The organism is Streptomyces sp. NPDC026672, from assembly GCF_040638185.1.
Taxonomy (GTDB): domain Bacteria; phylum Actinomycetota; class Actinomycetes; order Streptomycetales; family Streptomycetaceae; genus Streptomyces.
The window spans coordinates 225,796-248,757 of sequence record NZ_JBEZXS010000005.1 but is presented as its reverse complement, the minus strand read 5'-3'; the positions used below and the strand labels follow the sequence as shown (position 1 = coordinate 248,757).

General features: G+C 74.2%; 21 protein-coding genes. 12 read left to right on the top strand and 9 right to left on the bottom strand.

Annotated features, from left to right (window positions below):
- Positions 1 to 48: 48 nt before the first annotated feature.
- The 3 genes from AB0F77_RS07895 to AB0F77_RS07885 all read right to left on the bottom strand — a co-directional run bounded on the left by AB0F77_RS07895 (position 49) and on the right by AB0F77_RS07885 (position 2,971).
- The gene (locus AB0F77_RS07895; protein WP_361943200.1) at positions 49 to 1,002 is read right to left on the bottom strand and encodes a pseudouridine synthase; all 954 of its coding nucleotides are present in this window, start codon (positions 1,000 to 1,002) and stop codon (positions 49 to 51) included.
- A gap of 80 nt (positions 1,003 to 1,082) precedes the next feature.
- Complete coding sequence (locus AB0F77_RS07890; protein WP_361943500.1) at positions 1,083 to 1,931, bottom strand: siderophore-interacting protein; 849 nt, start codon at positions 1,929 to 1,931, stop codon at positions 1,083 to 1,085.
- Between the two features lie 119 nt (positions 1,932 to 2,050).
- Entirely contained in the window at positions 2,051 to 2,971 is a 921-nt protein-coding gene (locus AB0F77_RS07885; RefSeq protein WP_361943197.1) for a 5'-3' exonuclease, read from the bottom strand.
- A 153-nt stretch (positions 2,972 to 3,124) separates the two neighbouring features.
- Between AB0F77_RS07885 and AB0F77_RS07880 the strand changes: the two genes are divergently transcribed.
- The 4 genes from AB0F77_RS07880 (at position 3,125) to AB0F77_RS07865 (ending at position 8,060) form a co-directional block, all read left to right on the top strand.
- Positions 3,125 to 4,228 carry a glycine betaine/L-proline ABC transporter ATP-binding protein gene (locus AB0F77_RS07880; RefSeq protein WP_361943194.1) on the top strand — a complete coding sequence of 368 codons (1,104 nt, stop codon included), beginning with the start codon at positions 3,125 to 3,127 and terminating at the stop codon, positions 4,226 to 4,228.
- Positions 4,221 to 6,035, top strand: coding sequence for an ABC transporter permease/substrate binding protein (locus AB0F77_RS07875; RefSeq protein WP_361943191.1), 1,815 nt, complete (start codon positions 4,221 to 4,223; stop codon positions 6,033 to 6,035). Before AB0F77_RS07880 ends, AB0F77_RS07875 begins: the two co-directional genes overlap by 8 nt.
- Positions 6,036 to 6,655: 620 nt before the next feature.
- Complete coding sequence (locus AB0F77_RS07870; RefSeq protein WP_361943188.1) at positions 6,656 to 7,225, top strand: XRE family transcriptional regulator; 570 nt, start codon at positions 6,656 to 6,658, stop codon at positions 7,223 to 7,225.
- Between the two features lie 115 nt (positions 7,226 to 7,340).
- The gene (locus AB0F77_RS07865) at positions 7,341 to 8,060 is read left to right on the top strand and encodes a helical backbone metal receptor (RefSeq protein WP_361943185.1); all 720 of its coding nucleotides are present in this window, start codon (positions 7,341 to 7,343) and stop codon (positions 8,058 to 8,060) included.
- Here AB0F77_RS07865 and AB0F77_RS07860 read toward each other — a convergent pair.
- Positions 7,987 to 9,129 carry a TDT family transporter gene (locus AB0F77_RS07860; RefSeq protein WP_361943182.1) on the bottom strand — a complete coding sequence of 381 codons (1,143 nt, stop codon included), beginning with the start codon at positions 9,127 to 9,129 and terminating at the stop codon, positions 7,987 to 7,989. The genes AB0F77_RS07865 and AB0F77_RS07860 overlap by 74 nt on opposite strands.
- A gap of 70 nt (positions 9,130 to 9,199) precedes the next feature.
- Here AB0F77_RS07860 and AB0F77_RS07855 point away from each other — a divergent pair, with 70 nt between their 5' ends.
- Entirely contained in the window at positions 9,200 to 10,135 is a 936-nt protein-coding gene (locus AB0F77_RS07855; RefSeq protein ID WP_361943179.1) for a LysR family transcriptional regulator, read from the top strand.
- A gap of 28 nt (positions 10,136 to 10,163) precedes the next feature.
- Here the strand turns inward: AB0F77_RS07855 and AB0F77_RS07850 are convergent, their stop codons facing one another.
- Positions 10,164 to 10,856: a gamma-glutamyl-gamma-aminobutyrate hydrolase family protein gene (locus AB0F77_RS07850; RefSeq protein WP_361943176.1), complete on the bottom strand. Its 693-nt coding sequence runs from the start codon at positions 10,854 to 10,856 to the stop codon at positions 10,164 to 10,166.
- A 49-nt stretch (positions 10,857 to 10,905) separates the two neighbouring features.
- Positions 10,906 to 11,640 (bottom strand): FCD domain-containing protein, encoded by a 735-nt coding sequence (locus tag AB0F77_RS07845; protein ID WP_361943173.1) that lies wholly within the window; start codon positions 11,638 to 11,640, stop codon positions 10,906 to 10,908.
- A 95-nt stretch (positions 11,641 to 11,735) separates the two neighbouring features.
- Here AB0F77_RS07845 and AB0F77_RS07840 point away from each other — a divergent pair, with 95 nt between their 5' ends.
- From AB0F77_RS07840 to AB0F77_RS07825, 4 genes are all read left to right on the top strand, one after another.
- On the top strand, positions 11,736 to 13,100 hold the full coding sequence (locus AB0F77_RS07840; protein WP_361943170.1) for a glutamine synthetase family protein: 1,365 nt from the start codon (positions 11,736 to 11,738) through the stop codon (positions 13,098 to 13,100).
- Positions 13,101 to 13,111: 11 nt separating this feature from the next.
- Positions 13,112 to 14,485 carry an aldehyde dehydrogenase family protein gene (locus AB0F77_RS07835; RefSeq protein WP_361943167.1) on the top strand — a complete coding sequence of 458 codons (1,374 nt, stop codon included), beginning with the start codon at positions 13,112 to 13,114 and terminating at the stop codon, positions 14,483 to 14,485.
- The gene (locus AB0F77_RS07830; RefSeq protein ID WP_361943164.1) at positions 14,482 to 15,297 is read left to right on the top strand and encodes a 3-oxoacyl-ACP reductase; all 816 of its coding nucleotides are present in this window, start codon (positions 14,482 to 14,484) and stop codon (positions 15,295 to 15,297) included. Before AB0F77_RS07835 ends, AB0F77_RS07830 begins: the two co-directional genes overlap by 4 nt.
- 80 nt (positions 15,298 to 15,377) lie before the next feature.
- Positions 15,378 to 16,241 (top strand): DUF2510 domain-containing protein, encoded by an 864-nt coding sequence (locus AB0F77_RS07825; protein ID WP_361943497.1) that lies wholly within the window; start codon positions 15,378 to 15,380, stop codon positions 16,239 to 16,241.
- A gap of 31 nt (positions 16,242 to 16,272) precedes the next feature.
- Here the strand turns inward: AB0F77_RS07825 and AB0F77_RS07820 are convergent, their stop codons facing one another.
- Positions 16,273 to 17,475, bottom strand: coding sequence for an amino acid deaminase/aldolase (locus AB0F77_RS07820; protein ID WP_361943160.1), 1,203 nt, complete (start codon positions 17,473 to 17,475; stop codon positions 16,273 to 16,275).
- Between the two features lie 696 nt (positions 17,476 to 18,171).
- Between AB0F77_RS07820 and AB0F77_RS07815 the strand changes: the two genes are divergently transcribed.
- Together AB0F77_RS07815 and mycP are read left to right on the top strand one after the other, a co-directional pair.
- On the top strand, positions 18,172 to 19,209 hold the full coding sequence (locus tag AB0F77_RS07815) for a hypothetical protein (RefSeq protein WP_361943157.1): 1,038 nt from the start codon (positions 18,172 to 18,174) through the stop codon (positions 19,207 to 19,209).
- Between the two features lie 16 nt (positions 19,210 to 19,225).
- Positions 19,226 to 20,389, top strand: a complete 1,164-nt coding sequence (mycP, locus tag AB0F77_RS07810) for a type VII secretion-associated serine protease mycosin (protein ID WP_361943154.1) — start codon at positions 19,226 to 19,228, stop codon at positions 20,387 to 20,389.
- A gap of 2 nt (positions 20,390 to 20,391) precedes the next feature.
- Here mycP and AB0F77_RS07805 read toward each other — a convergent pair whose 3' ends face one another.
- Positions 20,392 to 21,351, bottom strand: coding sequence for a serine hydrolase (locus tag AB0F77_RS07805; RefSeq protein ID WP_361943151.1), 960 nt, complete (start codon positions 21,349 to 21,351; stop codon positions 20,392 to 20,394).
- Between the two features lie 149 nt (positions 21,352 to 21,500).
- On the opposite strand from AB0F77_RS07805, the gene AB0F77_RS07800 reads away from it, so the two are divergent.
- On the top strand, positions 21,501 to 22,232 hold the full coding sequence (locus AB0F77_RS07800) for an SseB family protein (RefSeq protein WP_361943148.1): 732 nt from the start codon (positions 21,501 to 21,503) through the stop codon (positions 22,230 to 22,232).
- A gap of 61 nt (positions 22,233 to 22,293) precedes the next feature.
- Here AB0F77_RS07800 and AB0F77_RS07795 read toward each other — a convergent pair whose 3' ends face one another.
- Positions 22,294 to 22,662 (bottom strand): DUF1844 domain-containing protein, encoded by a 369-nt coding sequence (locus AB0F77_RS07795; RefSeq protein ID WP_361943144.1) that lies wholly within the window; start codon positions 22,660 to 22,662, stop codon positions 22,294 to 22,296.
- Positions 22,663 to 22,962 lie beyond the last annotated feature (300 nt).

Below are 22,962 nucleotides of genomic sequence, written 5' to 3'. Positions count from 1 at the left end.
TGTCCCGCCCTGCCCGGCCCGGCCCTGCGCGGCCCCGGGCCGGCCCGGTCACCGGTCGGTTTCTGTCCACTCCTGGTACGCCGACCAGGCCGTCAGGGTCCGGGTGCTGTGCAGGCGGTGTTCGGTCCCCGTGATCGGGTCGGTGAACTCCAGGCTCCGGGCCAGCAGTTGGAGCGGGCGCCGGAAGTCGCCGGGCGGTGCGGGGGCGGTCACCTCCGGGTACAGGGGGTCGCCGAGGATCGGCACGCCCAGGGCGGTCATGTGCACCCGCAGCTGATGTGTCTGCCCCGTGCGCGGCAGCAGCCGGTAGCGCCCCAACCCCTCGCGGTGACCCCGCAGTTCGATCCGGGACTCCGCGTTGGGCTCGCCCTCGACCTCGCGGGCGGCCAGCACCCCGCGCTCCTTGAGGATCCGGCTGCGCACGGTGCGGGGGAGGGCGAGCCCGGGGTCGTACGGCGCGATCGCCTCGTACTCCTTGCGCACCAGCCGGTCGCGGAACAGCGCCTGGTAGCGGCCGCGTTCCGCGGGGCGCACCGTGAACATGACCAGCCCGGCGGTCAGCCGGTCCAGCCGGTGCGCGGCCGACAGCTCGGGCAGGTCCAGCTCCCGCCGCAGCCGGGCCAGCGCCGTCTCGGTGACGTGTCCGCCGCGCGGGGTGGTGGCGAGGAAGTGCGGTTTGTCGGCGACGACGAGGTGGTCGTCGTGATGGACGACCACCAGCGGGAAGGGCACCGGGACCTCGGGGGAGGAGTTGCGGTGGAACCACACGAACATCCCCGGCACATACGGCGCGTCCGGTGCCACCGCCCGCCCGTCGGCCCCCACGAACCGCCCCGCGCCGATCATCGAGTCGATCACTCCGGGCCCGGCACCGGACAGACGTGCCACGAGGTACTCGCGCACGGTCGCCCAGTCCCCCTCCCGGGGCAGCCGCACCCGCACCGCGTCCACGCCGTCGCGCTGCGGCAGGGGAGAGGCCGGAACCCGGTTCTTGCGTCGCATCCGGCCAGCGTAGACGGCACTGCGCGGGGGAGGAGCGGCCCGCGACTTCCGGTGGGCGCCGAGGTGCGGCGCCCGGTGGGCTACGCGGCGGCGGCCGTCCCGCCCTCCTGCTCGGCCTCGATACGGGCGTTCCACTCGCGCTTGGACGCCTGCCAGCCGTCCTCGTTGTGACCCAGCCGCCAGTACCCGGAGATCGACAGGTCCTCGCGCGGCACACCGCGCTGCACCCGCAGCAGATGGCGCAGCTGCTTCACGAAGCCCGCCTCACCGTGCACGAACGCCTGCATCCGGCCGGCGGGGAACTCCAGCGCCCGCACGGCCTCCACCAGCGGCTCGCCCACGGGCCGGGCGCCGCGGTGCAGCCAGACGACCTCCACGTCGGCGTCGATCTTCTGCTCCTCCTCGGGGCCCGACACCTCGATGAACGCGTGCGCCCGCGCACCGTCCGGCAGTGCCTCCAGGGATCGCGCGATCGCGGGCAGGGCACTCTCGTCACCGGCGAGCAGATGCCAGTCGGCGTCCGCGTCGGGCCGGTAGGTGCCGCCGGGGCCCATGAACCGCAGGACCTCGCCGGGCCGTGCGCGCAGCGCCCACGGGGCGGCCAGGCCCTCGTCGCCGTGCACCACGAAGTCCAGCGTCAGCTCCCGCTGTTCGGAGTCCCAGTCCCGCACGGTGTAGGTCCGGGTGATCGGCCACTGCTCGCGCGGGTAGACGTCCCGGATGTGCTGGAGGTCGTAGGGCTCCGGATAGGTCACGCCCTCGGCGCCGAACAGGAGCTTCACATAGTGGTCGGTGCAGCTGTCCGCGCTGAAGCCGGCCAGGCCGTCGCCGCCCAGGACCACACGGTGCATATGGGGAGTCAGGCGTTCCACACGAACGACCTGGGCGGAATGAGGCTTCCGCGATGTGCGTCCCGGGCGTTCTGCCACTGCCATGACCGTCCTCCCTGTTCCACATTAGGTTTACCTAAGTTAGCACCTCCTTGGTCCATCGGACCTCTCCCGTGACACGATCATGGGGCGTTTTTGGCGTAGAACTGCGGGTTGGGTCACACCATCAGGGTCGTGAGCAGGCGCTGGAGCGAGCCTCCGAGACCCCAGCGGACCGCCAGTGTTTCCAGGGCCGCGGGGTCGCGCGGGGTGCGCGGCAGACGGGTGTCGACGTCCGGCACGGGCACGTCTCCGGCGACCCGGACGACCTTCGGCGCCACCGCGACATACGGCCGGGACTCGTCCAGCCGCCGGCGCTGGGACGGGGTGAGCCTCGCCTTCGGGTCGTCGACCGCCGCCATGATCCCGGCGAGGTCCCCGAACTCGGCCAGCAGCTTGGCCGCCGTCTTCTCGCCGATCCCCGGCACGCCCGGCAGCCCGTCGCTGGGGTCGCCGCGCAGCAGCGCCAGATCCGCGTACCCCCGGCCGTCGACGCCGTACTTCTCGCGCAGCACCGCCTCGTCGGTGAGCTGGAGCGTGCCGACGCCCTTGATCGGGTACAGCACCCGCACCCCGCGCTCGTCGTCCACCAGCTGGTAGAGGTCGCGGTCGCCGGTGACGATGTCGACCGGGCCCTTCGCGCGGGCGGTGAAGGTGCCGATCACGTCGTCCGCCTCGTAACCGGCGACGCCGACGCGGGCGATCCCGAGCGCGTCCAGGACCTCCTCGATCACCGGCACCTGCGGCGACAGCGTGTCCGGCACCTCCTCCGTGTCCGGTCCCACCGTCTGCTCCTCGGCCACCCGGTGCGCCTTGTAGGAGGGGATCAGCTCGACCCGCCACGCCGGCCGCCAGTCCGCGTCCATGCAGGCCACGAGCAGGTCGGGCCGGTGGTCCTGCACCAGCCGGTCGACGAAGTCGAGCAGCCCGCGCACGGCGTTCACCGGTGTCCCGTCCGGTGCCCGCACGGAGTCCGGCACGCCGAAGTAGGCGCGGAAGTACAGGGAGGCGGTGTCGAGGAGCATCAGTCGTCCGGTCACGCCCGCATCATGCCGCACCCCACCGACAGCCACCCGGCGGCGGAGCGCGTCGAGGGCCGTGGAGCGGCTGTGAACTGGGCCACTCGCGTGTTTGGCCCACCGGAACAGGGGCAGGCGCGGCCTCTGTTTCCCCCACCACGACGAAAGGCAAGCGTGTCATCCAGGCTTGAGGCCGACCATCTCCACAAGGTGTTCGGCAGACGACCCGACGAGGCCGTGGAGCGGCTGCGGCAGGGGACCGACCGCGAGGAGCTGCGTGCCGACGGCATCACGGCCGCCGTCGTCGACGCCTCCTTCCGGGTGGAGAGCGGCGAGATCTTCGTCGTGATGGGGCTGTCCGGCTCCGGCAAGTCCACCCTGCTGCGCATGCTCAACGGCCTGTCCGAGCCCACCGCGGGAAGCGTCCGCTTCGACGGCCAGGACCTGACCGCCATGAGCGACCGCGAGCTGCGCGAACTGCGTTCGAAGAAGATCAGCATGGTCTTCCAGCACTTCGCGCTCTTCCCGCACCGCAGTGTCCGCGACAACGCGGCCTACGGCCTGTCCGTGCAGGGCGTGCCCCGCGCCGAGCGCGAATCCCGCGCCGACGAGGCGCTCGCCCTGTGCGGTCTGGCCGGCTGGGAGGACTCCTGGCCCGACGAGCTGTCCGGCGGCATGCAGCAGCGCGTCGGCCTCGCCCGCGCGCTCGCCACCGACGCCGACCTGCTCCTCATGGACGAGTCGTTCAGCGCGCTCGACCCGCTGATCCGCCGTGACATGCAGGACCAGCTCCTCGAACTCCAGAAGACCCTCAAGAAGACCATCGTGTTCATCACCCACGACCTCAACGAGGCCATGCGCCTGGGCGACCGCATCGCCGTCATGCGCGACGGCCGCATCGTCCAGACGGGCACCGCCGAGGACATCCTCGTACGGCCCGCCGACGACTACGTGGCCTCCTTCACCAAGGACGTCGACCGCTCCCGCGTGCTGACCGCACGCGCCGTCATGGACGGCGACGTGCGCGGCGACGAGGCCGACTGCGGCTGCGAGACCGCCGCGCCGGACACGCCGTTCACCGAACTCTGCGCGATCAGCGCCCGGTTGACGCACCCGGTCGCCGTCCTCGACACCGACGGCGCGCTCGTCGGCGTCGTGCCGCGCGAACGGCTCGTCGGCTTCCTCGCCGACGGGGCCGGGGTGCCCGAGCCCGAGCCCTGCGACCACCCGCGCGACGGCCGGGACGGCCGCGGCGGAAAGGCGGTGGCCCGTGCCTAGGCTCCCGCTCGGCGACTGGGTCGACTCCGGCGTCGACTGGCTCGTCGGTCACCTCTCCTGGCTGTTCGACGCGATCCGCGCGGTCGTCGAGGGCATGTACGACGGCATCAACGCCGTCCTCGCCGCGCCGCAGCCCCTGCTGCTCGCGGGCATCCTCGCCGTGCTCGCCTGGTGGCTGCGCGGGCCGGCCGCCGGTGTCCTCGCCTTCGCCGGGTTCGCGCTGGTCGACTCCCTCGACCTGTGGGACCGGGCGATGTCCACGCTGGCCCTGGTGCTCGTGGCCACGGTGATCGCCCTGGTGATCTCCGTCCCGCTCGGCATCTGGGCCGCCCGCTCCCGGGCGGTCGGCGCGACCGTGCGGCCCGTCCTGGACCTGCTCCAGACGATGCCGTCGATGGTGCTGCTGATCCCGGCCATCCTCTTCTTCGGCCTGGGCACCGCCGCGGGTGTCATCGCCACCCTGATCTTCGCGCTCGCCCCCGGCGTCCGCATGACCGAGCTGGGCATCCGGCAGGTCGACGCCGAACTGGTCGAGGCCGCCGAGGCGTTCGGCACACCACCGCGCGACATCCTGCTCCGCGTCCAGCTGCCGCTGGCCCTGCCGACCATCATGGCCGGCGTCAACCAGGTGATCATGCTGGGCCTGTCCATGGTCGTCATCGCCGGCATGGTCGGCACCGGCGGTCTGGGCGGCGCGGTCAACGAGGCCATCGGCCGGCTCGACATCGGCTTCGGCTTCGAGGCGGGCGTCGGCATCGTCGTCCTCGCCATCTACCTGGACCGGATGACCAGTGCCCTCGGCACCCAGCTCTCCCCGCTGGGCCGCAGGGCCGCCGCCCGGGCCCGCGCGGCGGCGGGCACCCGGCCGTGGCAGTACCGGCCGAGCCCGGTCGTCGCCGTCGTCGGCGTGGTCGTCCTCGCCCTCGTCGCGGGCGGCATGGGCGTCTTCGGCTCCTCCTCGGGCCCCGCGCAGGCGTCCGCCACGGACGTCGGCAAGGGCAAGGAGATCAAGATCGGCTACATCCCCTGGGACGAGGGCGTCGCCTCCACCTTCCTCTGGAAGGAGCTCCTGGAGGAGCGCGGCTTCAAGGTGACGACCACCCAGTACACCGCCGGACCCCTGTACACGGGCCTCGCCACCGGCCAGGTCGACTTCGAGACCGACTCCTGGCTGCCCACCACCCACGCCGAGTACTGGCGCAAGTACGGCAAGCGGCTCGACGACCTCGGCTCGTGGTACGGCCCTACCTCCCTGGAGCTCACCGTCCCCTCGTACGTGAAGGACGTGAACTCGCTGGCCGACCTCAAGGCGCACGCCTCCGAGTTCGGCGGGCGGATCGTCGGCATCGAGCCCAGCGCGGGCGAGATGGGCATGCTCAAGGACAAGGTCCTCCAGGAGTACGGCCTCCAGGGCTCGTACGACGTCGTCGACGGCTCCACGCCCGCGATGCTGGCCGAACTCGAGAGGGCGTACGCCAAGAAGCAGCCGATCGTCGTCACGCTCTGGTCGCCGCACTGGGCGTACAGCGACTACGGCCTGAAGAAGCTCACGGACCCCAAGGGCGCCTGGGGCAAGGGCGACGGTGTGCACAGCCTCTCCCGCAAGGGCTTCGCCGGTGACAACCCCGAGGTCGCGGCCTGGCTCAAGGACTTCTCCATGACGGAGAAGCAGCTCACCGGTCTGGAGTCGCAGATCCAGCAGGCGGGCAAGGGCAAGGAGCAGGACGCCGTCCGCGACTGGCTGAAGGCCCACCCGGGGCTCGCCGAGAAGTGGGCCCCGGTGACCGGGAAACAGACGGCCGGGTGACCTGACGGGCCCGGTGCGCCGGGGGGCCGGATCCTTGCCTACGGTAAGGATCCGGCCAACCACGGAGCGCCACACCATGACCGGGGAAGGCCATGCTTCCGACCGGTGCGGCCGGTCGCGCACACCGCGCGACCGGCGGCACCGCCCTGTCAGGACCGCCCCAAGTCGCCGCCGTAACGGCCGGGTTGGCGCCCCTCCGGCATCCGCTGTGACCTGCGGCCCCGCGCCGCGCCCGAATTCCGTCGCGTGAGCGGGAACACACGGAGCCGCCCGCGCATTGAGAAATATGGGGCGGCGATCCGCGCCGGTCGAGGAACCGGCGGTGCCGCCACGACCTCGGGAGCGGCCCATGAGCACGATCCCACGCCCGGCCGGACCGGTCGGCGCCCCGCCGGCCAGCCCTTTCACACCCGGGCGGCGACCCCCGCAGGCGCGACGCGACCGGCCCGCGCACTGGCGCGAACCGTAAGGGTGATGTCCACAGGGCGTGACACGGATGTGACGGGCGCATGAAACGGTTTGGCGAACATGCGTAGGGTGCAGAGAACCCACCAGACGGTGTGTGCCCGCGCACAGGCACCGAAGCGGCGCGACGACGAGCGAAGGAGGGAGCCGGAGCGATGGGCGACCACAAAGAACAACAGCCCCTGCGGGTCGGCGCGGCCGTCCGGCGGCGACGCCGTGCGCTGGAACTCACCCTCGCCGTCGTCGCGGAGCGCAGCGGACTGTCCGTGCCCTTCCTGAGCCAGGTCGAGAACGACCGGGCCCGCCCGAGCCGCAGCTCCCTGGAGAAGGTCGCCGACGCCCTGCGCACCACGGCCGTCGAACTCCTCGCCGCCGCCGACCCCGCGTGCAGCGTCGACGTCGTGCGCGCCGACGACTGCGAACAGGACTTTGCGCCCCGGGTGCGCTCCCTGGTGCGGGGTCATCACCAGTTGCACGCCTCCGAGTTCACCGGCGACCACGACGCCGGCCGTGAATTCCAGCACCGCAACGACGAGTTGATGTACGTCGCCGACGGAGCCGTGGAGATCGAGGCCGAGGGCCGCGCCTACCGGCTCGGCAAGGGCGACACCCTCTACCTCACCGGTGGTGTGCGCCACCGCTGGCGGGCCACGGTCCCCGACACCCGGGTGGTCGTCGTCGCGGTGGCCGAACACATCGAGGCCGTCCAGGACCGCGCCCGCTGAGCATGCCGAGCGAATCTTCGCAGCGCCCCGAAGGGGCGCGGGGAACTGCGCGACCGGCCACGACGCCGCCGCACCTGAGAACCGGCACATCGCGCCCTTCCCGGCGGAGCGCAAGATGAGGATCGTCTCCCTCGTCCCGTCCCTCACCGAGGCGATCGCGGCCACCACCCCCGGAGGGCTCGTCGGCGCCACCGACTGGTGCAGCCACCCCGCCGGTCTCGACGTGGTGCGCGTGGGCGGCACCAAGAACCCCGACGTGGCACGGATCGCCGCGCTCGCCCCCGACCTGGTCGTCGCCAACGAGGAGGAGAACCGCGCCCCCGACCTGGCCGCCCTGCGCGCCGCGGGCCCGGAGGTGCTGGTCACCGAGGTGCGCACGGTCCCGCAGGCCTTCCGTGAACTGGAGCGGGTGCTGACCGCGTGCGGCGCGCCCGCGCGGCCCCGCTGGCTGGACGAGGCGGAGCGCACCTGGACGGAGCTCCCCGCGCCCGCGGAGCGCCGCACGGCGGTCGTGCCGGTGTGGCGGCGGCCCTGGACGGTCCTGGGCCGCGACACCTTCGCCGGGGACGTCCTGGCCCGCCTCGGTGTCGACAACCTCTGGGCCGGCCACCCCGAGCGCTACCCCCGCGTCCCGCTCGACGACCTGCGGGGCGCCGCCCCCGACCTGGTCGTGCTGCCCGACGAGCCCTACCGGTTCACCGTCGACGACGGCCCCGAGTCCTTCCCCGGCCTGCCCTGCGCCCTGGTCGATGGGCGCCGGCTCACCTGGTACGGGCCGTCTCTGGCCGACGCGCCGCGGGTGCTGTCCCGGGCGCTGCGAGCAGTTCACCGCTGACCAGCCCGCGCACGGTCCCGGCGGCGGCCGCGGCCCACGCCACGACGAGCAGCGCGTACAGGCCCACCGCGAGCCACTGGTACACGGCGAGCCCCGTGTGCCGGGCCAGCGCCGCGGCCCCGGTGACACAGGTGCCCACCGGGAAGGTGAACGCCCACCAGGTCATCGCGAACCGCATCCCGTGCAGCCGGGCCCGCACCACGTGCGCCGCGGCGAAGCCCAGCCACAGCAGCGCGAACCCCATGACGGGCACCCCGTAGAGCACGGCGAGCACACCGAAGCCCTGGTCGTAGGGGGCGGGCACCACACCCGGGGCGAGGTCGGCGAAGATCCCCACGGCCGTGGTCGACTGCCCGAGCGGCCCGAGGACCAGGAACAGCGTCGGCGCGAGCGCGGGCGGCAGCGGGCCCCGGGTGATCAGCCGGGCGAACACCAGGGGCAGCATCAGCAGCGTGGCCAGCAGGCTCACCCCGAACAGGGCGAAGCACGCCAGCAGCAGGGTCTCGCGGGCCTGCCCCGGCGGCAGGTGCGGCACGAGCAGCGGGCCGAGCGCGGCCGACACCATCGGCGCGACGAGCGGCAGCAGCCACACGGGGGTCGCCTGCGCGGGCTCCACCCGGTGGCGTACGGCCATGAGGTACGGCACGGCGACGGCCGACGCCAGTCCGGTGACCGTGCCGGCGGTGAACAGCACCGTGTCCAGCGCGACCGCCGCCCCGGTGCCGATCCAGTCCCGCCCCACGGTCATGGCGCCGCCGCCGACCGCGAGCAGGGCCATCGCCAGACAGCCGTAGAAGGGGGCCACGGCCGGGTCGAGGAGATGGGCGCGGGCCTGGTCGCGGTGGTGGACCCAGTGCCGGGCGCGGGCCACGAGGAGCACGGCGAGCGAGATCCCCGCGAGCGCCCACACCGCGGTGCAGACGGGCCGGTACGCACGGGTGCCGACGGGCAGGGCGGCGCCGCCCGAGGCGACGATGGCGGTGCCCATGACGGCGGCGTACCAGTTGGGGCCGAGATGACGGACGCGGGCGGCGCGGGGGAGGCGCAGGGAGTGGGCGACGGTGACCATGCGTCCACCGTCGCGCGCCCCGCTCCACCCGACCAGGGGGCACGTCGCTATCAGGGCATAAACTGACCTTATGAGCAGGCGGGACGGGCGGGCGGACGACGGGCGCCGACCGGGCGGCACGGTGGCCCACCGGGTGCCGGACCTGGGCGCGCTGGAACTGCTGCTCGCCGTGGCCCGGCTGGGCAGCCTCGGGGCGGCGGCGCGGGAGCTGGGGATCACCCAGCCCGCCGCGAGCAGCCGGATCCGCTCCATGGAACGGCAACTGGGGCTGGCCCTGGTCGACCGCTCGCCGCGCGGCTCCCGGCTCACCGACACGGGGGCGCTGGTGACCGACTGGGCCCGGCGGGTGGTGGAGGCGGCGGAGTCCTTCGACGCGGGCACCCAGGCGCTGCGGCACCGGCGGGACTCCCGGCTGCGGGTGGCGGCGAGCATGACCATCGCCGAGTACCTGCTGCCCGGCTGGCTGATCGCGCTGCGCGCGGAGCGCCCCGACACGGCGGTCTCGCTCCACGCGGGCAACTCGGCGACGGTGGCGGAACGGCTGCTCGCCGACGAGGCGGACCTGGGGTTCGTGGAGGGGCTCACGGTGCCGGCGGGCCTGGACGCGACGACGGTCGCCCACGACCACCTGATCGTCGTCACGGCGCCCACACACCCCTGGGCCCGCCGCCGCCGACCGCTCGCGGCGGGGGAGCTGGCGGCGACCCCGCTGATCCTGCGCGAGCGCGGCTCGGGCACCCGCCAGGTCCTGGACGCGGCGCTCGGCGGCCTCGCCCGCCCGCTGATCGAGCTCTCCTCGACGACGGCGGTGAAGGCGTCGGCGATCAGCGGCGCGGGCCCGGCGGTCCTGAGCGAACTGGCCGTCGGCGAGGAACTCACGATGCGCCGCCTGGTGCAGATCCCCCTCGCGGACATCCCCCTCCACCGCGCCCTGAGGGCGGTCTGGCCGACCGGCCACCCCCCGACGGGCCCGGCACGCGAACTGCTGTCGCTCACACGGGGGTGAGCGGGGCGGGCGGGCTGGTCGCGAGGGCCTAACGAGGTGGGCAGGCGGTGGTCAGGGCGCGCATGACGCGGACGTCCTCGTCCATCTCCGGGTGCCACTGCACCCCCAGCACGAACGCCCCCGCACCCCCCGTCTCGATCGCCTCCACGGTCCCGTCCTCCGCGAAGGCCGACGCCACCAGCCCCTCGCCGAGCCGCTCCACCGCCTGGTGGTGGAAGGTCGGCACGACGGTCTCCTCCGGCACCACCGACGCGTACCGCGTACCCGGCACCGGCCTGACCGCGTGCTCCCCGAACTTCCCCGGCACCTCCGCGTGCCCGTCGATGTGCTGCACGAGCGTCCCCCCGAGCGCGACGTTCAGCAGCTGCATCCCCCGGCAGATGCCCAGCAGCGGCACTCCCGCCCCCAACGCCGCCCCGATCAGCGCCAGTTCCCACGCGTCCCGCTCCGGCGCCGCCGGACCCGTCCGCGGGGAGCGCTCCGCGCCGTACCGCCCCGGATCCACGTCCGGGCCGCCCGCGATCACCAGCCCGTCCAGCCGCTCCACCACGGCCGCCGCGTGCGCGGGATCGTCCGGCGGCAGCATCACCGCGATCCCCCCGGCCCGCCGCACGAGCCGCGGATACCCGGCGGGCAGCAGCGCCGCCTCCAGCTCCCACACCCCCCAGCGCGCCCCGGCCTCCAGGTACGTACTCACCCCGATCAACGGTCGTCCGGTCACACGTGCCTCCCGACATCCAATGGTCGAACCCAAAACCTTTACCGCGGACTCAGGCCAGAAAGCCCCGCAGCAGCGCCGCCGTCCCCGCGCAGTGCTCCCGCATCGTCCGCCGCGCCGCGTCCGCGTCCCCGGCCAGCACCGCCTCCACGAGCGCGGTGTGCTGACGCTGCGAGTGTTCCAGGTTGCGCACGAGCAGCGGGATGCAGTCCAGCAGATCGTTCACGCCCGCCCGCACCGCCGCGTACTGCGCCGCCAGCGTCGGCGACCCGCACAGCTCGGCCAGGGTGAGGTGCAGCAGCGTGTCCCGCCGCCGGTACTCCGCGAGCGGCGCGTCCCGCGTCCCCGCCAGCGCCTCCCGCAGCCGCCCCGCCGCGGCCCCCTCCAGCCCGTGCGCCGCGCACAAGCCCGCCGCCCCCACCTCCAGGACCTCCCGGAAGCGCAGCACGTCCTCGATGTCCACCGCGGCGATCCGCCGCCGCAGCTCGTCCTCGCCGCCCGCGTCCGCGCGCGGCAGCACGAACGTCCCGCCGTACCGCCCGCGCCGCGCCTCGACCAGCCCCTGCTCCTGGAGCACCTTCAGCACCTCGCGCAGCGTCACCCGGCTGATCCCGAGCCGCTCCGCGAGCTCCCGCTCGGCCGGCAGCCGCCCGCCGCCGGGCACCAGCCCCAGCCGTACGACCTGGAGGATCTGCTCCAGCGCCTCCTCGAAGCCGTTGCCCGCGCGCACCGGCCGCAGCACCGGCGCGAGCCGGTCGCCGGCCTCGCCGTCCGCGTGCAGTGGCATCCGGCCGTGCCCCCTTCCCAAGCAAAGGTCGTCCGCAATACCTTATGGCTCCCGGCCCGGCCGAAGAAGCGCGCAGCAGCCGAAGGAGCACTCCCGTGGCAGACCGCACACCCCCGCTGAGCGTCGAGGAACTGCACGCCCTGGTGGCCGGCGGGGAGATCGACACCGTCGTCCTGGCCTTCCCCGACATGCAGGGCCGGCTCCAGGGCAAGCGGTTCGCCGCCCGCTTCTTCCTCGACGAGGTCCTCCACCACGGCACCGAGGGCTGTAACTACCTCCTCGCCGTCGACGCCGACATGAACACCGTCGACGGCTACGCGATGTCCTCCTGGGACCGCGGCTACGGCGACTTCGCCATGCACCCCGACCTCACCACCCTGCGCCGTGTGCCCTGGAACGCCGGCACCGCCATGGTGATCGCCGACCTCGCCTGGGAGGACGGCTCCCCGGTCGTCGCCGCGCCCCGCCAGATACTGCGCCGCCAGCTGGAGCGCCTCGCCGCCCTCGGCTACACCGCCAAGGTCGGCACCGAGCTGGAGTTCATCGTCTTCAAGGACACCTACGAACAGGCGTGGGACGCCAACTACCGGGGCCTGACCCCGGCCAACCAGTACAACATCGACTACTCCGTCCTCGGCACCGGCCGCGTCGAACCCCTGCTGCGCCGCATCCGCAACGAGATGGCCGGCGCCGGCCTCACCGTCGAGTCCGCCAAGGGCGAGTGCAACCCCGGCCAGCACGAGATCGCCTTCCGCTACGACGACGCCCTCGTCACCTGCGACCAGCACGCGATCTACAAGACCGGCGCCAAGGAGATCGCCGCCCAGGAGGGCGTCTCCCTGACCTTCATGGCCAAGTACAACGAGCGCGAGGGCAACTCCTGCCACGTCCACCTCTCGCTCGCCGACGGGAGCGGCGCCAACGCCATGCCCGGCGACCTCGACGGCGGCATGTCCCCGGTGATGCGCCACTTCCTCGCCGGACAGCTCGCCGCCCTCCGCGACTTCGCCCTGCTCTACGCCCCCCACATCAACTCCTACAAGCGCTTCCAGCCCGGCTCCTTCGCCCCCACCGCCGTCGCCTGGGGCCACGACAACCGCACCTGCGCCCTGCGCGTCGTCGGCCACGGCCGCTCCCTGCGCTTCGAGAACCGGCTCCCCGGCGGCGACGTCAACCCGCACCTCGCCGTCGCCGGACTCGTCGCGGCCGGCCTCTACGGCATCGAGCAGGAACTCGACCTGCCCGACCCCTGCCCGGGCAACGCCTACACCGCCGACTTCGCCCACGTCCCCACCACCCTGCGCGAGGCCGCCGAGCTCTGGGAGAACAGCCCCATCGCCCGCGCGGCCTTCGGCGACGAGGTCGTCGCGCACTACCGCAACATGGCCCGCGTCGAACTGGAGGCCTTCGACGCGGCGGTCACCGACTGGGAGCTGCGCCGCTCCTTCGAACGCATGTGAGAGGTCCTTCGGTGTCGCACGAGCATGAACTGACCGTTCTCGACCCGGCGACGGAAGACGTCGTCGCCACCGTCCCCGGCACCACTGCGGAGGACGTGGACCGCGCCGTCGCCCGCGCGGGCGCCGCCCAGCGCGCCTGGGCCGCCGCGGCCCCCGCCGACCGCGCCCGGCTGCTGCGCCGCTTCGCCGACGCCGTCGACGGCCACACCGAGGAACTCGCCCGGCTGGAGGTCCGCGAGGCCGGCCATCTGATCGGCAACGCCCGCTGGGAGGCCGGCAACGCCCGCGACCTGCTGCTGTACGCGGCCGGCGGCGCCGAACGCCTCCTCGGCAAGCAGATCCCCGTCCCCGGCGGCTGGGACGTCACCTTCCAGGAACCCCTCGGCGTCGTCGGCGTGATCGCCCCCTGGAACTTCCCCATGCCCATCGCCTCCTGGGGCTCCTTCCCGGCCCTCGCCGCGGGCAACGCCGTGCTCCTCAAGCCCGCCGAGACCACCCCGCTCACCGCCCTGAGGCTCGCAGAACTCGCCCTGGACGCGGGCCTGCCCGAGCACCTCTTCCAGGTCCTGCCCGGACACGGGCACATCACCGGCCGCGCCCTGGTCGACCACCCCGACGTGGCGAAGATCGTGTTCACCGGGTCCACCCGCACCGGCCGCGAGGTCATGGAGCGCTGCGCCCGACAGGTCAAGCCCGTCACCCTCGAACTCGGCGGCAAGAGCCCCAACATCGTCTTCGCCGACGCCGACCTCGAAGCCGCCGTCGACCCCTTCTCCTTCCTCGACAACTCCGGCCAGGACTGCTGCGCCCGCACCCGCGTCCTCGTCCAGGAGAGCGTGTACGACGACGTCCGCGCCCTGCTCGCCGACGCGCTCGCCGCGGTCGTGGTCGGCGCCCCGGACGACGAGAAGACCCGGATGGGACCGCTGATCTCCCGCCGGCAGCTCGACCGCGTACGGTCGTTCGTGCCGGACGACGCCGAGGCGCTGCGCGGCTCGGCCCCCGACGGGCCCGGCTTCTGGTTCCCGCCCACCGTGCTCACCGGCGAACGGCCCGACTCCGCTGCGGCCCGCGAGGAGATCTTCGGACCCGTCGCCGTGCTGCTGCCCTTCACCGACGAGGCCGACGCGATCCGCCTCGCCAACGACACCCCCTACGGGCTGGCCGGCTCCCTGTGGACCCGCGACCTGGGCCGCGCCCTGCGCGTCTCCCGGGCCGTCCGCGCGGGCAACCTGTCCGTCAACTCCCACTCCAGCGTCCGCTACTGGACCCCCTTCGGGGGTTTCAAGCAGTCCGGCCTCGGCCGCGAACTCGGCCCGGACGCCCTGACCGCCTTCACCGAGACCAAGAACGTCTTCATCAGCACGGAGGGCCCCGCACAGTGACCGCAGAGACCGTCCCCACCCCCGGGGACTTCCCCCGGACTCCCGTCTGCCGACGTCTCGTCGGCCGGACCGCCGTCATCACCGGCGCCGGCAGCGGCATCGGACTCGCCACCGCGCGGCGGCTCGCCGCCGAGGGCGCCCACGTCGTCTGCGGCGACGTCGACGAGGTCCGCGGCAAGGCCGCCGCCGACGAGGTCGGCGGGCTGTTCGTCAAGGTCGACGTCACCGACGCGGACCAGGTGGAGGCCCTGTTCAGGATCGCCCACGACACCTACGGCAGCGTCGACGTCGCCTTCAACAACGCGGGCATCTCCCCGCCCGACGACGACTCCATCCTGGAGACCGGACTGGAGGCATGGAAGCGCGTCCAGGAGGTCAACCTCACCTCCGTCTACCTGTGCTGCAAGGCCGCCATCCCCTACATGCGGCGCCAGGGCAGGGGCTCCATCATCAACACCGCGTCCTTCGTCGCCCGGATGGGCGCGGCCACCTCCCAGATCTCCTACACCGCGTCCAAGGGCGGCGTCCTCGCCATGTCCCGCGAACTCGGCGTCCAGTTCGCGCGGGAGGGCATCCGCGTCAACGCGCTGTGCCCCGGACCGGTCAACACCCCGCTGCTCCAGGAGCTGTTCGCGAAGGACCCCGAGCGGGCCGCGCGCCGGCTGGTGCACATCCCGGTCGGCCGGTTCGCCGAGGCCGACGAGATCGCCGCCGCCGTCGCCTTCCTCGCGAGCGACGACTCGTCCTTCGTCAACGCCACCGACTTCCTCGTCGACGGCGGCATCTCGGGCGCGTACGTCACGCCCCTGTAGCGGCACCGGCGCACGGTGTCCCGGCCTCCGGGACACCGTGTACCCGCCCGCGGTCCCCGTCCTACAGTGCCGCAATGAGCATGACGCCCCCGCCCGGCTGGTACCCCGACCCCCACGCCCCCCACCAGGAGCGCTGGTGGGACGGCACCGCCTGGACCGAGCACCGGCGTACTCCCGGGGCCCCGCCGCCCCCGGCCGAGGGCGCCTCCCGGCCCGCGAAGGCGATCGCGCTGGTCACCGCCGGGGTTGTCCTGGTCGCGGCGATCGTCGTCGGTGCGCTCGTGCTGCGCGGCGGCGACGGCGAGGACACCTCCACCGCCGTGGACACCCCGCCCACCGCCGCGGACGGTCCGCCCGCCGCCCCGGCGAGCGGCACCCCGCCCTCGCCGCTCGCCTCGCGTCCCGCGGACGCGTCACCCTCCGGTGACCCGGACCGTGTCGTCGACGAACTCAACGGCATCACCCTGCCGTTGCCCACGGGCTGGGTCCGCCCCGAGTACGTCGCCGACCACAGCGTCGTCATGAGCACGGACGGCACCTACGACTGCCCCGCGGGCGCCGGCCTGTGCCGCCACGGCTATGTCACCACCCACACGGCGGACGCCGGCACCCCCGAGGACCTCGCCCGCGAGGACATCCCGGACGCCGCCGACGCCGCCTACGAGGAGGACCTCGTCGGCGAGCGGCCCTTCGGCGGCATCGAGTCCCACCGGGTCGTCGCCTCCGGACCCCTCACCGTGGCGGGCCGCGCCGGATACTTCGTGCGCTGGCGGGTGACGACCGCCGACGGACCCGGCGGCTACGTCGAGTCCCTCGCCTTCCCCTCCAGCACCGGCAGCGGGGCGCCCGTCGTGGTCCGGCTGGTCCTCGACGCGGGTCCGGACGGACCGCCATTGTCCGAGATGGACACCATCACCCGAGGCATACGACCCGGCGAGGAGTAGTGCCGCAAAGGGGCGCGGGGGAAACGAACGGTCACAGAAACGTGCGGCCCTCGCCCCGGTACGTGGGCACCGTCGCCGTCACCACGTCCCCCTCGACCAGGTGCAGCACGTCGAACCGCTCGCACAGCTCACCGGCCTTGGCGTGCCGGAACCACACCTTGTCCCCGATCAGCAGGTCGTCCGCCGGCGAGCCGAGCAGCGGGGTCTGCACCTCACCGGGACCCTCCTGCCCGTCGTACGACAGGCCCTCGGGCAGGTACGGCACCGGAAGGCGGTCGGTGCCCGGCGCACCGGAGGCCGGATAGCCGCCGCCGAGCACCGTCACCACGCCCACCCCCGGGCGCCGTACGACGGGCTGGGCGAACAGGGCCGCCGGACGGCCGGTGAACGACGTGTAGTTGTCGAACAGCCGCGGCACGTACAGCCCCGAACCCGCCGCGATCTCCGTCACCGCGTCCTCGGCCGCCGTGTGCTGCACACTGCCCGTGCCGCCGCCGTTGACGAACTCCAGGTCCGGCACCACCGCGCGGACCGCCCGCACCACCGCCCCGCGGCGCTCCGCGAGCTCCCGGCGTGCCGTCGCCTGCATCAGCCGTATCGCCCGCGAGCGCAGCGGCCGGCCCGCGACCGCGTCACCGACCCCGGCGACATGGCCCTCGTACGCCATGATCCCGACCAGCCGGAAGCCGGGCCGCCGGGACACCGTCCGCGCCATCTCGGCCAGTTGGGCGGGGGAGTGCAGCGGGGAGCGCCGCGCGCCCACCCGCACCCGGCCGCCGAGCAGCTTCAGCGAGGTGTCCAACTCCAGGCAGACACGCACCACTTCACGGCCGCCCGCCCGGGAGGCGTCGATCAGGTCGAGCTGGGCGGGGTCGTCGACCATCACCGTGACCGCGGCGGCGAGCTTGGGATCGCCGGCCAGCTCGGCGAAGCCCGTGCGGTCGGCGGAGGGGTAGGCCAGCAGGACGTCGTCGAAACCGGAGCGGGCCAGCCACAGCGACTCGGCCAGGGTGAACGACATGATCCCCCGGAAGCCGTCGCGCGCGAGCACCCGCTCCAGCAGCGCCCGGCAGCGCACGGACTTGCTGGCGACCCGGACCGGCTTGCCCGCCGCGCGCCGGACCAGATCGTCCGCGTTGGCGTCGAAGGCGTCCAGGTCCACGATCGCGAGAGGGGCGTCGAGAGCGGCGGTGGCCCGGTCGTAACGGGCCCGGTCGGCGGCGCGCGTTGTCATGAACGAAGCCTGCCAGACGGGATTACCGCAGGGTAGGGGGACGTTCCGGGCAGATGCCCCGGGGGTGCGGACTGGTTCCCGTCCGCCGTCCGACAAGCCGTAGAGTGACGCGCACGCACGACGGGGCGAGCCCGGCCGCAGCGCCTGCGGCGGGATGCCGACCCGTCCGTGCGGGTATGCGTGCCCGGGACGGATCGGCTCCGCGGGCCCGGGCGAGGACGACGGCCCGCGTACGAGCACAGGGCCCGGGGATGAGGAGACGGGGGGCGAATGAACACGGATTCCCACCACGCACCGCCCCCACCCCACAGACCCGACCCCCAACGCCCACCCCGCCCGGCGGACACCGCACCCGCCGACCCCGGCGACCGGCCCCCCGCGCACCCGTCGGTGGGTGCCCCACGAACCGACCCCACGGCTCCCCGGCCTCCGCACACCGACGGACCGCCCTTCCCGCCTGCTTCCGGGGGTGCCCCGCGGGCCGCGGCCGACGGTCCCGCGGCCACGGCTCCCCGGCCCTTGTACGCTCCGCGCGCCGCCGGTTCCGGGGAGCAGTCCTTCCCGTCTGCCTCCGGGGGTGCCCCGCGAGGCGTCGGCCCCCGGGAGTCGGCGGGGGCAGGGAGCGGGGGCGCGTTCGACGGGGGTCGGGGCTCGCGCGTCTCCCGAGGCACCGGTTCCGGGGAGCCGGGGCCGCCGGTGGCCTCTGCTCGGTTTCCCGACAGCCCGCCCCGCCGGGGGGCGCGGGCGGCGGTCGACGAGGTCGACTCCGACGGGGAGTTCCAGGCGTTCGGGGTGCGCGCCGGACGCGGGCCCGTCGTGCCGCCCATGCCCAGCACCGCGCCCGACGTCGGCCCCCGGCCGGACTCCGCGCCCGACCCCGCTCTGTCCTGGAGCGCCCCCGGACAGCGCCCCGTCGTGTCCTTCGGCGTGCCCGAGGGCTACGACGAGCAGGCCCGCCCACGGCCGCTCGGCACCCGGGTCCGCCCCCGCCCCCGCGCCCTCGCCTCCGCCGTCTGCGTCGTCCTCGGACTCGGCCTGATCGGCGGCGCCGTGACCGGCAGCTGGCTCACCGACGACTCGGGCGACTCCGGCACCGGCGGACGCTTCGTCACCGCGGCCGGCCTCTGGCACAGCGTCCCCGTCGACGAACTGTTCCCGCCCACCCTGGAGGGCCGCGGCGCCGGCCCCGGCGGAGCCGACCGCACCTGGACCCGTATCGCCGTCGCCCCCGACAGCGGCTGCGCCACCGCCTTCGACCCCCTCCTGCGCAAGGTCCTCGCCCCCGCCGGCTGCCGCCGCCTGCTGCGGGCCACCTACACCGACGCCACCCAGAGCTACGTCACCACCGTCGGCCTCCTGTTCACCGAGGCCGACCCCGCCGCGATGACCGCCCTCGCGGCCCGCGTCAAGAACGAGCGCCTGGACCGCCGCACCGACCTGATGCCCCGCACGTACGCCGCCGCGGGCACCGTCGCCGCCGGCTTCCACGACCGGCAGCGCGCCTCCTGGACCCTCTCCGTCCTCACCGACGCCCCCGTCGTCGCCTACGCCGTCTCCGGCTGGGCCGACGGCCGTACCGTCGACGCCCCCCAGCCCGCCGCCGACGCCGTGCAGACCGGCGCGACCACCGCCCCCGCCCAGGCCGGCCTCGGCCAGGAGGCGCAGGGCCTCGCCGACCGCGTCGCACGGCGGCTGCGCTCCACGGTCGCCTCGGCCACGGAGACGCCCTCATGAGAAGCGAGCGAACCGAGTGAACCGAGCCACCGGTACGGCCCTGAGCCTCCTCCTCGCCGGCTCCCTCGCCCTGCTGCCCGCGACCACCGCGCACGCCGACGGCATCCGCGCCCAGCAATGGGCCCTGTCCGCGCTCCACACCGACCAGGCGTGGCGCACCACCAAGGGCGGGGGCGTCACCGTCGCCGTCCTGGACACCGGCGTCGAGTCCGACCACCCCGACCTCACCGGCAACGTCCTGCCCACCAAGGACCTCATCGGCTTCGGCGCGGAGCCCGGCGACCGCGCGTGGGCCCGGCACGGCACCGCCATGGCCGGCATCATCGCCGGACACGGCCACGGCCCCGGCGACGCGGACGGCGTCATGGGCGTCGCGCCCGAGGCCAAGATCCTGCCCGTCCGCGTGATCCTGGAGGACGGCGACTCCGCCCGCGGAAAGGCCCGCAGCAGCCGCGGCAACGCCCTCGCCGAAGGCATCCGCTGGGCCGCCGACCACGGCGCCGACGTCATCAACCTCTCCCTCGGCGACGACTCCGACTCCGCGCACCCGGAACCCAGCGAGGACGAGGCCGTGCAGTACGCCCTCAAGAAGGGCGTCGCCGTGGTCGCCTCCGCCGGCAACGGCGGCGACAAGGGCGACCACATCTCCTACCCGGCCGCCTACCCGGGCGTCATCGCCGCCACCGCCGTCGACCGGTACGGCACCCGCGCCGCGTTCTCCACCCGCCGCTGGTACGCCACGGTCAGCGCGCCCGGCGTGGACGTCGTGATCGCCGACCCCGACCACAAGTACTACGAGGGCTGGGGCACCAGCGCCGCGTCCGCGTTCGTCTCCGGCGCCGTCGCCCTCGTCAAGGCGGCCCACCCCGGGCTGACCCCCGCGCAGATCAAGAAGCTGCTGGAGGACACCGCGCGGAACGCGCCCAGCGGGGGCCGCGACGACTCCCGCGGCTTCGGGTTCGTCGACCCGGCCGCCGCCATCGAGGCCGCGGGCCGCCTCAAGCCGCGCGGCCTGCGCCCGGCGGCCTACGGCGAGCGGTACTTCGGCCCCGGCCCCGACAAGGAGGGCGGCTCCGGCGGCGCGGCCGGCTGGGCGGGCCCCCTCGCGGGCGGCGCGGGCGGTGTCCTCCTCGTCGCCGCGGCCATCCTCTGGCGGACCCGCCGCGAACGGTCCGAGTGAGGTCAGCCGGCCGCGAGCGCCGCGACCGCCGCCCGCGCCGCCGACTCGGCCAGGGTGATGCCCCGCTCCTGCGTGGACGTGCCGTCGGTGAGGACGGCCAGGAGGTAGGAGCGGCCGGCCGAGGTCACCCGGCCGATGCTGTTGACGTCCCACAGGCCGGTCGTACTGCGCGGCAGCCAGCCGTTCTTCAGGGCCCACCCCGAGGAGCCGCCCGGGACGGCCGAGACCCCCCACCGCTGCCCCGCCACGACGTTCTCCATCAGACCCCGCAGATACGCCCGTGAGGCCGCGCTCAGCTTCGAGTCGTCCTCGAACACCTGCCGCAGCAGCGTCAGTTGATCGGCCGCCGTGGTCCGCGTCAGCCCCCAGAGACCGCCGTCCCCGCCGGTCGTGTCCATGAGCCCGAACCGCCTGTTGGCCGCGTCCAGCCCCGCCGCACCGCCGATGTCCCGCCACAGCGCCGACGCCGCGTCGTTGTCGCTGCTCTCGATCATCCGCGTCGCGTACGCCCGCTCGGCCGCCGTGAGCCGCCGGTCCGCGTCCTGCGCCCGCAGCAGCAGCGCCGCCAGGATGTCGACCTTCACGATGCTCGCCGTGTCGAACGTCCCCGTCCCGTACCCGGCGCGCGCACCGGAGCCCAGGTCCAGCACCGCCACCGAGACCCGCGCCCCCGACGGCACGTCGACGTCGGCCATCCCCTTGTGCAGCAGTTCGTCCGGATCCACCGGTTCCTCCTCGCGCGCCGCCGCGGGGGCGGAGACCGACGGCACCGACGACGGCGCCGCCGTCGAGCGGGACGACGGTGACGGCGAGGGCGGCAACGACGACGCCGAGGATACGGGCGCAGGCCCCGAGTGCGCCCGCGCCTGCACGTACACCGACCCCGCCGCCGTCACCCCCACCACCGCCACGGCCGCGACCAGGGCGTGGACGAGCGGGCGGCCCCCTCCGGAAGACTCCATGCCGTGATGCTCGGGGCACCGGCTGTGCGCCCCGTTAGCCCGGCGTTAGATCCTTGTCAGAGAAATCCCAGAAATCCATGAGCCGTGTGACCGCCGGGTTTCGGGCCCCGCACAAGCCCAGCAGCATCCCACCGATAGGGTCGGTGACCGTGGCGAACAAGAACATTCCCGACCCCGGCTACTCCGACGACGACGGCTCCGCCGACCCCCGGCTGAGCGCCGCGCTCGCCGCCTGGGCCGAGGACCGCACCGCCGTCGGCCCCGTCCTGGAGGCCCTGAAGGGGACCCGGCTGCTCGTGCCCGTCGTGGCCGTGCTCGGGGAGGCCGAGTACGACGAGAAGGGGCTGCGCCGGGAGAAGACCAGCGACATGGCCGTGCCCACCCTGAAGGCCGGGGGCCGCACCGCCCTGCCCGCGTTCACCTCCACCGACGCGCTGGCCCGGTGGGACGCCGGGGCCCGCCCCGTCGCCGTACCGCTGTACCAGGCGCTGCGCGCCGCCGCCCATGAGCGGGCGGACACCATCGTGCTCGACATGTCGGGCCCGGTGCCGTTCGAGCTGACCGGCCCCGCCCTGCTCGCGCTGGCCGAGGGCCGCACGAGCACCGACCCGCTCGCCGATCCCGCCGTCGTCGGGGCCGTGCGCGCGGTCTGCGCCGGCGAACCCGCCGTGCTCCGCGCCCACCTGGGCCCCGGCGAGGCCGACGGCACCCTCGCCCTCGTGCTCGACCCTGGCGCCGACCCCGCCGTGGCCGCCCGCGCCGTCGCCGGACGCCTGGCGGCCGACGACACACTGAGGGCCCGCCTGGTGCGCGGTCTCGACCTGGCGCTCCTGCCGGCCGGGACCACCCCGCCGGGCGAGCCCCTGTACGTCCGCGCCTGAACCGGCGGCGCCCCTCTCCGTTCGAGCGGAGAGGGGAAACCGGGGGCGTCCTGCGGGGACCTCAGCCGTAGACCGGGCCCGTGTACTTCTCGCCCGGACCCTGGCCCGGGTCGTCCGGGACGATCGACGCCTCGCGGAACGCCAGCTGGAGCGACTTCAGACCGTCGCGCAGCGGCGCCGCGTGGAAGGAGCTGATCTCGGTCGCGCTCGCGTCCAGCAGACCGGCGAGGGCGGTCACCAGCTTGCGCGCCTCGTCCAGGTCCTTGTACTTGTCGCCCTCCTCGGTCAGGCCGAGCTTCACCGCGGCGGCGCTCATCAGGTTGACGGCGACCGTCACGATCACCTCGACCGCGGGGACCTCGGCGATGTCGCGGGTCATCTCGTCGAAGTCGGGCTGCCCGTCGGGGCCGGAGGGGGAGGTCTCACTCATGCGGGACACGATAGGCGGCGCGGCGGGCCCGGCCCCAGCCGGTCTCGGTTAGCCCTTCACCGGTGGAGCTGCTAGCCTTGTGCAACGACCGGTCGAACATGTATGTGTTCGGCCCGCAAGTGGAGGCTCCGATCTCCCACCTGACCGTCCCCCGGGACGGCGGGTCAACCGGGTCAGACGACCCCCACCGTTCCGTACGGACGGTGGAGCAGTCGTCGGAAAGCGCGCCCCGCGGCTCACCGCGGCGGTGCTCCGGATGCTTCGGAGTCCCGCCTGTGTCCCGTCCGGGGCATTTTTCAT